At 63.3% G+C, this 12,734-nt stretch carries 13 protein-coding genes; 5 read left to right on the top strand and 8 right to left on the bottom strand.

The window, feature by feature from the left end; genetic code table 11:
* Window positions 1-31 precede the first annotated feature (31 nt).
* On the bottom strand, window positions 32-586 hold the full coding sequence (gene phaR, locus ACJRPG_RS07755) for a polyhydroxyalkanoate synthesis repressor PhaR (protein ID WP_407999491.1): 555 nt from the start codon (window positions 584-586) through the stop codon (window positions 32-34).
* A gap of 198 nt (window positions 587-784) precedes the next feature.
* Window positions 785-2,518 (bottom strand): class I poly(R)-hydroxyalkanoic acid synthase, encoded by a 1,734-nt coding sequence (phaC, locus tag ACJRPG_RS07750; protein WP_407999490.1) that lies wholly within the window; start codon window positions 2,516-2,518, stop codon window positions 785-787.
* A 32-nt stretch (window positions 2,519-2,550) separates the two neighbouring features.
* Here phaC and ACJRPG_RS07745 point away from each other — a divergent pair, with 32 nt between their 5' ends.
* Window positions 2,551-2,748, top strand: a complete 198-nt coding sequence (locus ACJRPG_RS07745; RefSeq protein ID WP_407999489.1) for a hypothetical protein — start codon at window positions 2,551-2,553, stop codon at window positions 2,746-2,748.
* On the opposite strand, the gene pgeF is transcribed toward ACJRPG_RS07745, so the two are convergent.
* Both pgeF and ACJRPG_RS07735 read right to left on the bottom strand, forming a co-directional pair.
* Window positions 2,749-3,531: a peptidoglycan editing factor PgeF gene (pgeF, locus tag ACJRPG_RS07740; RefSeq protein WP_407999488.1), complete on the bottom strand. Its 783-nt coding sequence runs from the start codon at window positions 3,529-3,531 to the stop codon at window positions 2,749-2,751.
* Window positions 3,531-4,625: an RluA family pseudouridine synthase gene (locus tag ACJRPG_RS07735; protein WP_407999487.1), complete on the bottom strand. Its 1,095-nt coding sequence runs from the start codon at window positions 4,623-4,625 to the stop codon at window positions 3,531-3,533. Before ACJRPG_RS07735 ends, pgeF begins: the two co-directional genes overlap by 1 nt.
* A 65-nt stretch (window positions 4,626-4,690) precedes the next feature.
* Between ACJRPG_RS07735 and ACJRPG_RS07730 the strand changes: the two genes are divergently transcribed.
* On the top strand, window positions 4,691-5,497 hold the full coding sequence (locus ACJRPG_RS07730) for an outer membrane protein assembly factor BamD (RefSeq protein ID WP_407999486.1): 807 nt from the start codon (window positions 4,691-4,693) through the stop codon (window positions 5,495-5,497).
* 2 nt (window positions 5,498-5,499) lie between these two features.
* On the opposite strand, the gene yaaA is transcribed toward ACJRPG_RS07730, so the two are convergent.
* The gene (gene yaaA, locus ACJRPG_RS07725) at window positions 5,500-6,270 is read right to left on the bottom strand and encodes a peroxide stress protein YaaA (protein ID WP_407999485.1); all 771 of its coding nucleotides are present in this window, start codon (window positions 6,268-6,270) and stop codon (window positions 5,500-5,502) included.
* 37 nt (window positions 6,271-6,307) lie between these two features.
* Here yaaA and ACJRPG_RS07720 point away from each other — a divergent pair, with 37 nt between their 5' ends.
* The 3 genes from ACJRPG_RS07720 to ACJRPG_RS07710 are packed head-to-tail and all read left to right on the top strand — an operon-like array spanning window position 6,308 to window position 8,904.
* The gene (locus ACJRPG_RS07720; protein ID WP_407999484.1) at window positions 6,308-6,745 is read left to right on the top strand and encodes a putative toxin-antitoxin system toxin component, PIN family; all 438 of its coding nucleotides are present in this window, start codon (window positions 6,308-6,310) and stop codon (window positions 6,743-6,745) included.
* 24 nt (window positions 6,746-6,769) lie between these two features.
* Window positions 6,770-7,948, top strand: coding sequence for a pyridoxal phosphate-dependent aminotransferase (locus ACJRPG_RS07715; RefSeq protein WP_407999483.1), 1,179 nt, complete (start codon window positions 6,770-6,772; stop codon window positions 7,946-7,948).
* Window positions 7,949-7,956: 8 nt separating this feature from the next.
* The gene (locus tag ACJRPG_RS07710) at window positions 7,957-8,904 is read left to right on the top strand and encodes an HD-GYP domain-containing protein (protein ID WP_407999482.1); all 948 of its coding nucleotides are present in this window, start codon (window positions 7,957-7,959) and stop codon (window positions 8,902-8,904) included.
* Here ACJRPG_RS07710 and ACJRPG_RS07705 read toward each other — a convergent pair.
* The 3 genes from ACJRPG_RS07705 to mshL are packed head-to-tail and all read right to left on the bottom strand — an operon-like array spanning window position 8,901 to window position 12,723.
* Window positions 8,901-10,016 (bottom strand): tetratricopeptide repeat protein, encoded by a 1,116-nt coding sequence (locus tag ACJRPG_RS07705; protein WP_407999481.1) that lies wholly within the window; start codon window positions 10,014-10,016, stop codon window positions 8,901-8,903. The two genes, ACJRPG_RS07710 and ACJRPG_RS07705, sit on opposite strands and share 4 nt — an antisense overlap.
* A complete protein-coding gene (locus ACJRPG_RS07700) occupies window positions 10,013-10,903 on the bottom strand; it encodes an ExeA family protein (protein WP_407999480.1) in 891 nt (296 codons plus the stop codon). Before ACJRPG_RS07700 ends, ACJRPG_RS07705 begins: the two co-directional genes overlap by 4 nt.
* Before the next feature lie 2 nt (window positions 10,904-10,905).
* On the bottom strand, window positions 10,906-12,723 hold the full coding sequence (gene mshL, locus ACJRPG_RS07695; protein WP_407999479.1) for a pilus (MSHA type) biogenesis protein MshL: 1,818 nt from the start codon (window positions 12,721-12,723) through the stop codon (window positions 10,906-10,908).
* Between the last annotated feature and the right edge of the window lie 11 nt (window positions 12,724-12,734).

Below are 12,734 nucleotides of genomic sequence, written 5' to 3'. Positions count from 1 at the left end.
CCGGCGTCGCGCGCCGGTTTTCGTGGGGTGCTTACTTCTTGTCCGTGGGCGGCGGCGCGAAGGGGAAGGCGCCGAACAGGTTCTTGCTCTGGTTCTGCATCTGCTCCTGCATCTGCACGAACAGGCTCTTGGACTGGTCGATGTAGTTGTTCATCATGCCTTGCATGATCGGCGCCTGCACGTTCATGAACTGGGTCCACATCTCCGGGCTGAAGGTCTTGCTGTCGAAATTCGAGGCGCTGGCGGTAAACTTGCGCTGGATGTCGGTGAAGGCCTGAATGTTCTTTTCCAGGTAGGAGCCCATCATGCCCTGCATCGCGTGCCCGTAGTAACGGATGATCTGCGCCAGCACGTCGGTGCTGAACATCGGCACCCCGCTCGCCTCTTCTTCCAGGATGATCTGCAGCAGGATGCTGCGGGTCAGGTCTTCATTGGACTTGGCATCGACTACGGTGAAGTCTTCGCTGTCCAAAACCAGCTGCTTTACGTCGGTCAACGTAATGTAGGAGCTGGTCTGAGTGTCGTACAGCCGGCGGTTCGGGTACTTTTTGATCAGGCGTTCAGCACTTTTTTTTCCACTACTCATCACAGATCCGTTATTGCGCCGCAGCGCATACCTAAGTTGAAATCGAAAAAAAAGCGAACTGAGGTTCGCTTCTCACAAGCCTGCGCGCCCATTATAGAGTGAAAAAAACTCGGTTTGGGCGCCCGGAAACAAGAATATCGTGTTTATTGCGACGCAAAAAGCGATTCAGCGCGGCAATCTGGTAATAATTGCCACAAATTACTCGGCCTTTTCTTTTACATAACGCCCCGGCGCCGCTTCGATTGGCTTGTATTTGGTATTGCCCAGCTTGCTGCGCGCCTTCACATCCTTGCCGCCATTGGCTGCCAGGAAGGCTGCCCACTCCGGCCACCAGCTGCCCGGATGCTCCTGCGCGCCCGCCAGCCAGGTTTCGGCGTCCTTCTGCCCGGCTGCGTCGTTGACCCAGTAGCTGCGCTTGTTCTTGGCCGGGGAATTGATGACGCCTGCGATATGGCCGGAGGCGCCCAGCACGAAGCGGTTGTCCTTGCGCTTTTTCGGGTTCAGGATCTGCATCGAGGCGAAAGCCGACATCCAGGGCACGATATGGTCTTCGCGCGAGCCGTAGATGAAGGCGGGAGCCTCGATCTTCGACAGGTCCACCGCCTCGCCCGCCACGGTGAGCTTGCCCGGATGCTTGAGCTTGTTCTCCAGGTAGGTGTTGCGCAGGTACCAGCAGAACATGGGGCCCGGCAGGTTGGTGGAGTCGGAATTCCAGTACAGCAGGTCGAAAGGCGGCGGTTCGTTGCCCTTCAGGTAGTTCGATTGCACATAATTCCAGACCAGGTCGTTCGGGCGCAGGCTGGAGAAAGTACTTGCCAGGTCGCGGCCCGGCATCAGGCCGCCTGCGGCCAGCGCCTGTTCGCGCAGCTGCACCTGCGGCTCATCGACGAAGACGTCCAGCACGCCGGTATCGCTGAAGTCGAGGAAGGTGGTCAGCAGCGTGACGCTGGCGGCAGGCTGCTCGCCGCGCGCCGCCATCACGGCCAGCGCCGTGGACAGCAAGGTGCCGCCCACGCAGAAGCCCAGCGTGTTCAGCTTTTCTTCCCTGGTGATGGCCTTGACGATGTTGATGGCATTGACCACGCCCTCATCCACATAGTCGTCCCAGGTGGTTTTGGCCAGCGACTGGTCCGGATTGCGCCAGGAGACGAGGAACACGGTATTGCCCTGCTCCACCGCATAGCGCACCAGGGAGTTCTCCGGCTGCAGGTCGAGAATATAGAATTTGTTGATGCAGGGCGGGACGATGAGCAGCGGGCGCTGCTTCACGGTCTCCGTCATCGGCTTGTACTGCAGCAGCTGGAACAGCGGATTCTCGTAGACCACCTGCCCTTCGGTGACAGCCAGGTTGCGGCCGACTTCGAACGCCTTCTCATCTGAGAGCGAGATATGGCCCTTCTGCATATCGCCCAGCATATTGGCCAGGCCCTTGGTCAGGCTCTCGCCCTTGGTTTCGATCAGCTTTTGCTGCGCTTCCGGATTGGTGGCGAGGAAATTGGCGGGCGACATGGCGTCCACCACCTGCTGCACGGTGAAGCGGATTTTCTGTTTCTGGTGCGGTGCGGCGTCCACGGCATCGGCCATGGCCAACATGAATTTCGCATTCAGCAGATAGGCGGCGGCATTGAAGGCCGACACAGGGTTGCCCTGCCAGGCTTCCGAACTGAAGCGGCGGTCCCTGATTTCGGGCGCCTTGCCGGACATGAAACCCTGCCACAGGGCGCCGAATTCGGCCAGGTAATCGTTCTTGAGGCGTTCCAGCACCTCGGGGCGGATGGTGGCGCCGGCCTCCTTCAGCAGGGCCGCGCCGGGCATGGCGTCCATCTCAGGCATCATCTTGAGCCAGGACTGCCATTGGTTCGGATCGCCCATCTGCGACATCCACGCATTGGCAATGGCTTGCGGGTCGGGCATATTCGTGTTGAAGTTCATCTGTTCAATTCGCTTTCACTGAAACTGCACTTATGCTGATCGTTGCTGTTGCCTGGATTTACGTCGTGCTGCTGATGGCCCTCACCGAACCGACGGTGGTGGCCGGCATCATGACTTTTCTGCTCTACTGCGTTGTACCGCTGGGGATTCTATTCTACTTAACGGGCGGGAAGCGACGCAAACGCCGCCGCGAAGCCGCCGCCGAAGCGGCCCGCCGGAAAGATCAATGATCATTTGAGCCAGATCAGGCTGGCCTGCCGCCCCGTTACGCCGTCGCGGCGGTAGGAGTAGAAACGGCCGGAGTTCGATACCGTGCAGTATTCGCCGCCGCTCACCCTTGTCACGCCCACCCGGCGCAGCGCGGCACTGGCCAGCGCATAGATATCGGCCAGGTATTTGCCATTGCTGCCCGCCACCGGCCGGAACGCCGCTTCGAGCAGCGCCGCATCGCCCTGTTCGCGCACCAGGAAGGCCTGGCGCACGTCTTCGCTCACCTCGAACTTGAGGGGACCGATGGCGGCGCCCATCCAGGCCACGATCTCGCCCGCGCCCTGCTCGCGCATGGAGCGCACGGTCTGCTCCAGCACGCCGCTGGCGAGGCCGCGCCAGCCCGCATGGGCGCCGGCCACGATGCTGCCTGCCGTATCCGTGAACAGCACGGGCAGGCAGTCGGCGGTCATGATGGCGCACACGGTGCCGTGGCGGCGCGCATAGCTGGCATCGGCCTCCGGCAGTTCATCCAGTCCCACTGCGTCGGCATCCACCACGCCTATGCCGTGCACCTGGGACAGCCAGGCTGGCTCGCAAGGCAGCTCGGCACGCAGGATGTCGCGGTTACGCTCCACGCATTTCGGGGCATCGCCCACATGGGTGCCCAGGTTCAGGCCGCCGCCGCCCTGCCCGTCGCCGTACGGCGCCGGGCTCACGCCGCCGCGCCGCGTGGTGCACAGCACCGCCACGTTATCCGGGGCGTCGGGCCAGTCCGGAACCAGCCATTGAGGAGCGCCGCGCATCACTCCTCGTCGTCGTAGTGGCCGTCATCGTCGTCGCCGTATTCGTCCTGCAACGCGTTCTCGTCCGGCTCCTCGATGCCCGCTTCGTCCAGCAGGGCCTTGAAGTCCTCGGCCAGCGGCACCGTCCATTCGCACTGCTCGCCGGTGGCCGGATGCACCAGGCCCAGGCGGCGGGCCTGCAGGGCCTGGCGCGGGAACACTTCGGTCAGGTGCTGCTTGCCGTACACATAGTCGCCCACCAGCGAGAAGCCCAGGTGCGCCATATGCACGCGGATCTGGTGGGTGCGGCCGGTTTCGAGACGGCACTGCACCAGGCTGACCGGGCGGCGTTCGCCCAGGTGGCCTTCGGCCAGGCGGCGGTAATGCGTAATCGCGGGCTTGGAGCCCATGGCGCTGGTGACGGCCATCTTGACGCGGTCTTTCGGGTGGCGGCCCATGGCGGCGTCGATGGTGCCGAACAGGCGCGGCGTGCCCCATACCAGGCACCAGTATTCGCGCTTGACGGTGCGCGCCTGCAGCTGGCGCACCAGGTCGGTCTGGGTGGCCAGGTCCTTGCCGATGACCATCAGGCCGCTGGTGTCCTTGTCCAGGCGGTGCACGATGCCGGCGCGCGGCACCCCGCCCAGCTGGGGGCAATGGTGCAGCAGGCCGTTCAGCAGGGTGCCCGACCAGTTGCCGGCGCCCGGATGGACCACCAGGCCGGCCGGCTTGTTGATCACGATGAGGTGGGCGTCCTCGAACACGATATCGAGGTCCATGGGCTCGGGGGTGAAGGCCACGTCTTCCGGGGCGGCCTGCGGCAGCACCACGATCTTTTCGTCGCCATACACGGTGGCGCGCACCTTGGCGGGCTTGCCGTCCACGGTGACGAAACCATCCTCGATCCAGCTCTGCAGGCGGCCGCGCGAGAACTGCGGCACCAGGCGGGCTACCACTTTATCCAGGCGCTCGCCGCAGACTTCGGGCGTCAGTTCCAGCGCGATGGGGGCCAGCGGGTCGCCCGATTCGGTCGCAAGGTCTTCGCCCTCAAAATCTGCGTCAAAATCGGTATCCGGGGCTTCTTCTTGCGAATTCGGTTCAGGTTTCAATATCACGGCATTTCCATCGGCTATAATCAGCCTGTTGTAGTATTTTGGTTAAACGTCTTCTTGCAAATAACATGCAAAAAAAATTATCGGTAGTCGCAGCAACTGTCGTACTGCTCAGTTTGTCCGGTTGTGGTTTATTCTCTTCAGACAAATACGACGAGACCAAAGGCTGGTCCGCAACGAAATTATACTCGGAGGCCAAGTCCGAGCTGGAAAGCTCGAACTACGAACGCTCGATCCAGCTGTTCGAACGGCTTGAAGCGAGCTATCCCTTCGGCATCTACGCCCAGCAGGCGCAGATGGACATTGCCTACGCCTACTACAAGTCGCAGGACCAGGCCCAGGCGCTGGCAGCGGTGGAGCGCTTCATCAAGCTGCACCCGAACCACCCGAACGTGGACTATATGTACTACCTGCGCGGCCTGGTGAACTTCAACGACAACGTTGGCCTGCTGAACTTCATCTACGAACAGGATCCGGCCGAGCGCGACCCGAAAGCCACCCGCGAGGCCTTCACCGCCTTCAAGGCCCTGGTCGACAAGTACCCGAACAGCAAGTACGCGCCGGACGCCATCGACCGCATGAAGTACCTGATCAATGCGATGGCGACCTATGAAGTGTACGTGGCGCGCTACTACTACCGCCGCGGCGCCTATCTGGCGGCGGCCAACCGCGCCATGGGCGCCGTGCGCGACTACCGCGACTCGCCGTCCATCGAGGAAGCGCTGTTCATCATGATCCGCAGCTACGACAAGCTGGGCAACACGGTGCTGCGCGACGACGCGATGCGCGTATTCAAGCAAAACTTCCCCAACAGCCGCTTCCTGGAAGATGGCGCTCCGAAGCAGGAACGCCGCTGGTGGAAGTTCTGGGGCTAAGCTTATTCCGCCACTTTGCGGCGGAACAGCCAGGTGGACGCATCTGATTCCTTCTTGACGAAGGCGTAGCCGTCCACCTTGAATTTCTTGAGCTGCTCCGGATCGGTAATGCCCTTCACCGCCGCGTAGCGCGCCAGCATGCCGCGCGCCCGCTTGGCGTAGAAGGAAATGATCTTGTATTTGCCGTTCTTGTAGTCCTCGAACACCGGGGTGATCACCGGCACCTTCAGCTTGGCCGGACGCACGGATTTGAAATACTCTTCCGATGCCAGGTTGACCAGCGCCGGCGCGCCCGTGCGCTCCACTTCCTCGTTCAGCGCCTCGGTAATCGTATCGCCCCAGAAGCTGTACAAGTCCTTGCCATGCCGCGTGTCGAGCCGGGTGCCCATTTCCAGGCGGTGCGCATGGATGCGGTCCAGCGGTCGCAGCATGCCGTACAGGCCGGACAGGATGCGGATATTCGACTGCGCATAGCCGAGCTGCTTCGGCGTGAGGCTGCGCGCATGCAGGCCGTCGTAGACGTCGCCATTAAAGGTCATGACCGCCTGGCGCGCTTCGCTCAGGTCTTTGGTCCACGAGGCGTAGCGCGCCACGTTCAGCGTGGACAAGGCGTCGGACAGGTCCATCAGCTCGCCCAGCTCGGCGGGCGAAAAGGCGCGCAGGCGCTCGATCAGCTCGGCGGAACGGTCGAGAAAAGCGGGATCGGTATGCAGCTTGGTGGTGGGCGGTGTATCGAGGTCGAGACTTTTGGCGGGCGAAAGCACTATCAGCATAAGATTTAAAACATACTTCAGAACAAGAATTTCCGACATGATACCCGTTCCACCGAAACGCATCGTCATCGACACCAATGTCTGCCTCGACCTGTTCGTGTTCCACGATCCGCGCTGGGCCGGGCTGCTGGCCGCCATGGAATCCGGCGCCGTGGAGGCGATAACGCGGGCCGACTGCCGCGACGAATACAATATCGTGCTGCATTATTCCCACCTGCCGCTGGACGAGAGCACGCGCCCGCAGGCCGCGGCGCGCTTCGATGCCCTGATCAAGGTGGTGGCGCCGCCCGAATCCGGCGTGCGGCTGCCGGTGTGCACCGACAAGGACGACCAGAAATTCCTGGAGCTGGCGCGCGATGCCCAGGCGCATACGCTGATTACCAAGGACAAGGCCCTGCTGAAGCTGGCCAAACGCCTCGCGCGCGAAGGGATGTTTCGCGTTATCACCCCCGAAAAGTGGAGTCTGGAAGACTAAGACATTGCGCGCTAGAATGGGGCCATGAACAGCCCGCATATTCCACCCGCCACCCCTGCCCTTGCCAGCCGCCTGCCCGCCGTTGGCACTACCGTTTTTACCCGCATGTCCCAGCTCGCCATGCAGCATGGCGCGGTCAATCTTGGCCAGGGCTTCCCGGACTTTGCCTGCGAACCGAAGCTGACCGACGCAGTCAGCGATGCGATGCGCGCTGGCCTCAACCAGTACGCGCCGATGACCGGACTGCCGCAGCTGCGCGCGGCCATCGCCGGCAAGATCCGCGCAGTCTACGGCCATGCCTACGATGCGGACGCCGAAATTACCGTGACCGCGGGCGCCACGGAAGCGCTGACCGGCGCCATCCTGTGCTCGGTGCATCCGGGCGATGAGGTCATCATCATCGAACCGGCCTACGACAGCTACCTGCCGGCCGTGGAGCTGTGCGGCGGCGTGCCCGTGCTGGTGCAGATGGAACTGGGCGAACAGGGATTTCGCCTGCCATGGGACAAGCTGGCAGCGGCCGTCTCGGCGCGCACCCGCCTGATCGTCATCAACACGCCGCACAACCCAACCAGCACCGTGCTGCGCGCGGACGATATGCGCAAGCTGGCCGATATCGTGCGCGGCACGCAGATCCTCATCCTGTCGGATGAAGTGTACGAACACATGGTTTATGACGGTCAGCGCCACGAGTCCATGAGCCGCTACCCCGCGCTGGCGGCGCGCAGCTTCGTGGTATCGAGCTTCGGCAAGACCTATCACGTCACCGGCTGGAAGGTAGGCTATGTGGCCGCTCCCGCGCCGCTGATGCAGGAGTTCCGCAAGGTCCATCAATACAATGTGTTCAGCGTGAACACCCCAATGCAGGCCGGGATTGCGGACTACATGCAGGATGCCCAGCCTTACATCGAACTGCCGGCCTTCTACCAGCGCAAGCGCGACCTGTTCCGCGACGGCCTGCGCAACAGCCGCTTCGAGCTGCTGCCGGCCGATGGCACCTATTTCCAATGCGTGCGCTACGGCGCGATTTCGTCCATGCCGGAACCGGAGTTCGCGGAGTGGCTGACCACCGAGATCAAGGTCGCCGCAATTCCCGTATCGCCCTTCTACCGCCAGCCGCGCGAATCCGGCATCGTGCGATTCTGCTTTGCGAAGAAGGACGAGACATTGGCGCTTGCCCTGGAGCGCCTGTCCAGGGTTTAGGAGCAAACGTGAACAGCCTGAATGAACCCCATCCATCGGTTCTGCATGCGCTGAACGAGATCAACCGGCGGCTGGAGAAGCTGCTGGCCCAAATGCGCAATGAGCAGAACGCCGATATCGACATGCGCGCCATCGTGCGCGACCTGCAGCGTGCCGTGGAACTTGACCCGGACGTGGCGCTGGCCTGCATCTTCCTGAACCAGATTGCCGGCACCTACGCGGTGCGGCACTGTATCGAGACCGCCATCGTGGTGCTGCTGGTGGCGCGCGCCATGCGCAAGCCCGAAGGCGAGATCCACTCGCTGGCGGCGGCGGCGCTGACCATGAACGTGGGCATGCTGCGCGAACATGACAGCTTCCAGCGCAAGCCTGGCGCGCTGGAGCCGCACGAGATGGCCATTGTGCGGCGCCATCCCGAAAGCAGCGCCGAGCTGCTGAAAAGCGCCGGCGTGACGGACGAGGAATGGATTTCCTGCGTGCTGCAGCACCATGAGAACGGCGACGGCAGCGGCTACCCCGAAGGCAGGAAGCTGGAGGAGATCACACAGAATGCGCGCCTGCTGAGTCTTGCGGACCGCTATTGCGCCCGCGTTTCAGCGCGCAATTACCGCTGCTCGCTGCTGCCGGATGCTGCGCTGGACAGGCTGTCCAGCGATACGGCGGCCGACAGCGACCACCTGCTGGCAGCCACCTTCCGCCAGGTGCTGGGCCCCTATCCGCCCGGCTGCCTGGTGCAGCTGGAGAACGGCGAGATGGGCGTGATCGCGCACCGCGACACCGCCAGCGGCCTGCTGGACATCCACTGCCTGCGCGACGCCGCCGGACGCGGCCTGCCGCAGGCGATACAGCGCCGCAGCAGCGACAGCGGCTGCGGCATCAGGGCTGCCTTATCGGAAGACGACGCCGACCTGCGCTTCGGCATGAAGCAGGTATGGGGCGCGCTGGCCGCGCTTTAATTCAGCTGCTGCAGCTTGCGTTCGACGAAAACCTGAAGCTCGGGATTGAGCGCACCGGTGGCGCGCGCGCGGGTGAAGGCATCACGCGCTTCCGCGTTGCGTTTGTCGGCCTGCAGCGAGATGCCGAGGCCCATCCACCAGACACCGTTATGCGGCTGCAGGCGCAGCGCGGCCTGGTACTGCTCCACCGCCTCGCGGTGGCGCTGGTCGTGCTGCAGCGCGCCGGCCAGGAAGGCGCGGTATTCGGCGTTATTGCCCGCGTATGGCAGGCTGCGCTGCAGCGTGTCCACGGCCGCCCCGCCCCGCTCCAGCTGCAGGCGCGCCAGCAGCATGGCCATATTTACCTGGCGCGGATCGAGGCCGATGCCGAACTGCAGGTGGCGGATGGCTTCATCGGTGCGGCGGTTCTCGATCAGCAGGCCAATCAGCGTCTGGCGCGCCGCATCGTGGCGCGGATAATACAGGACAGCCTGCTCCAGCGATGCCAGCGCCTCGTTGACGCGGCCTTCCTGCAGGGCCGCCAGGCCGCGGCGGTATAAGGTTTCGCCGCGCTGCTGGCTGCCCACATCGTCCTGCTGCGGACGCGCTGCGGCAGCCGTGTCGCCGGCACGGGCGCGCGGTGTACGCGGCGCTGCCGCCACGGCCGCTTCGCTGCGCGCGGTCTCGCCGGAACGCTGGGCGGCACGGCTTTGCTTCGCTGCGGCAGCAGGCCTGGCGCCGGCCTCTGCATCGCGGACGGCACCGGACTTGGCCGCGGCAGCCTCATTCGCAGCCAGCGTACCCGGCTCGGGCTTGGCCGGCTTCGCATCCTCTGGCGGCGTGACCGGGTTGGATGGCACGATGACCACGGCCGGCTTTGCGGCCGGCGCTGCGGCCTGGGCCGGCACAGCGCCAGCAGCCACGGGCGGCTTGCTGAACAGGTAGCGCCATGCGAGCACCCCACCCAATGCCAGCACCACCACCCCCACACCTGCCGCGAGGGCCAGGCCGGGACGCGGCCAGCGCTCGCCGCCCGATGCCACAGGCCGCACCACGGGCGAACCGCCCTGGCGCGCAGCCTCGCCACCCTGGCGGGCGTCCAGATCCTGCAGCATCTTGTTAATCAAACTCATTTAGTCAGTGCCCACGTTACGCTACACGCCGCCACCAGCAAACTCAGGCCGCCAATCAGCCATGGCAGGCGCGAGCTTCTGGTTGCCACCGTATCCTGGGCGGCAATCGTTACATGCCGCTTGCTCACTTCCTGCTTGCCCTCGCCATACGCCAGCATCAGCGCCTTGTGCGCCAGGATGTTGATCAGGCGCGGAATGCCGCCGCTCGCCGCATACAGCTGCGACACGGCGCCGCGGCCGAACAGGCGTCCGCCGGTAAAGCCGGCCACGCGCAGGCGGTGCGCCAGGTAGTATTCCAGGTCGTCCTTGTTCAAAGGACCAAGATGATAATGGAAAGTGATGCGCTGCGCGAGCTGGCGGATCGAATCCTGCTCCAGGTGCATATTCAGCTCGGGCTGGCCGAACAGCACGATCTGCAGCAGCTTGCGCTTCTCCGTCTCCAGGTTGGTCAGCAGGCGCAGGGCCTCCAGGCTTTCCAGCGGAATCGCCTGCGCCTCGTCCAGGCACAGCACCACCTGCTTGTTCTGCCCCGCCAGCTCCATCAGGCGGAAAGTGATGGACTTCAGCAGCTGGTGCTGGTCCACGTCCTTGTCCAGCGTCAGTTCCAGTTCATCGGCCAGCGCCAGCATCAGGGTGCGCGGCTCCAGGTAGGGATTCGGGATGTAGGCCGTGACGAATTCGTCGCCCAGCGTGGCGATGAATTTGCGGCACAGCAGCGTCTTGCCGGTGCCCACCTCGCCCGTGATCTTGATGAAGCCCTCCCCGCTGCGCGCCGCCACCAGCAAGGTGTTCAGCGCCTCCTGCGAGTGCGGGCTGGTAAAGAAGAAGCTCGTGTCAGGAGTGATGCTGAACGGGACTTCGCGCAGGCCGAAATGCGACTGGTACATGATCAGCGGCGCCCTTTCGTTGCGTTGGCCGGATCCATTTCGTTGATGCGGCGGGTTGCGTTCATCAGGTCGTCGCCCCAGCTCGCGGCGCCGTCAACGATGGTGGGTTTCAGCAGCACCACCAGTTCGCGTTTCTGCTGAACATCGTTTTTGTTGCTGAACAGGCTGCCCACCACCGGCAGGCTGCCGGCGCCCGGCAGGCCGGAACGGTTATTCGTGCCGGACTGGCGCATCAGGCCACCGATCGCCACCACTTGGCCATCCTTGCCGCGCACCATGCTATCCATCTCCGACGTCACGGAGGTGGCAAGCGGCAGATTCAGGCTGCCTGCGCTACCCAGGTTCAGGCCCTTGTTGACGGTGGACACCTGGCTGACCGAAGGGTGAACGTGCAGGATGATGTAGCCCTCATCGTCGATTTGCGGCGTCACGTCAAGCACCACGCCGGAGAAGAAAGGTTGCAGCGTGACGTTCGGCGAAGTCGTGCCGCCCCCAGCGGCATTGGTCGTGGTCGTTGTGCTGACGCCCGTCACGAAAAATTCATCCGTACCGATTTTCAGTACCGCCTTTTGATTGTTCAGCGTCGCGATGCGCGGGCTGGACAGCACATGCACGGTGCCTTGCGATTCAAGGAAGGAAATCAGCGCGGCAAAATTGGATGTCTGGAACGCAAAACCGAACAGCGAACCCGGATTGGTTGCCGCGTTCGCGATATTGAAACCGGTGCTCGCACTCAGGCCACCGCCGTTCGACATGACGGGCGGCTGGCTGCCGTCGTACGGCAGCGGCGCCAGTCCCGCGCCAGGCTGCAGGAAGCCGGTGGAAATGCGGTTGTCATGCCCCGTCTTGAACGATGCAAACGAGGCCCAGTTCACGCCGCTCTGCGCACTGGTGCTCAGCTCGACTTCCAGAATCTTGGCCTCCAGGATCACCTGCCGCTCCACGGCCAGTTGCGTTGCCTTCAGATACTCCGCCACGCTGCGCAGCTCCTCCGGCATGGCCCGCACCAGGATCACCCCCGACTGCGGGCTGATCACCACGCTGCGGCCGCCTTCCTTGCTGCCGACGATGGCCTCCAGCGACAAGCGCAGTTCATGCCAGAAGTCGCTGTCCGATATCGTGGTCACGTTGGCCGATTCGCGCAGGCCATTCTGGTTGTTGCCGTTATTGCCGCCGTTGTTGTTATTGCTGCCGTTGTTATTGTTATTGCTGCCGTTATTGTTGTTGCTGTTCGAACCGTTCTGGTTATTGTTATTCCCGTTGTTACCCGAGTCGGCAACACTGGTCGAGCTCACGCGCAGGTTTGAAGTGCCGCGGCGCGTCGAGGTCAGGTAGTTCACCTTGAACATCTTGGTCTGGATGGTCAGGGGCCGAATATAGATGCGCGTACCATCCACCTTGTAATCGTAGCCATACAGTTCGCGCACGGCGTCCAGGGCCTCGAACAGGGTGACATCCTTGAGATTGGCGGTAATGGTGCCGCTGACATCCGGATGGATTAGCATGGTGTAACGGGTACCCTGCACCACCGCATTGAAGAACTGCTGCGCGGAGACGCCATTGAACGCTACCGTAAAGCGCTCATCGAGCACCGTCCGCGCCTTGGGCAACTGCGTGACCAGCTGTGCGGCCGGCGGCAGCAAGGCGTTGGCCACGGCATTGGGCGGCGGTGCGGCGTTGGCTTTCGCGGATGCCTCGTTGAGCTCGGCGCTGATCTTGTCATACGCATCGCGCCTGGCCTGGGTTTGCGCAGGCGTCTGGCAGGCAGCCAGCACGGCGGCCAGCACGGCCGCGACGAGCAATCTGGATAATGTTTGCATGACTGGTCTCT

It is taken from the genome of Pseudoduganella rhizocola, assembly GCF_045984285.3.
Lineage (GTDB): Bacteria > Pseudomonadota > Gammaproteobacteria > Burkholderiales > Burkholderiaceae_D > Rugamonas.
Note: the sequence above shows the minus strand (reverse complement) of the source record. Positions and strands in the feature narration are given on the sequence as shown.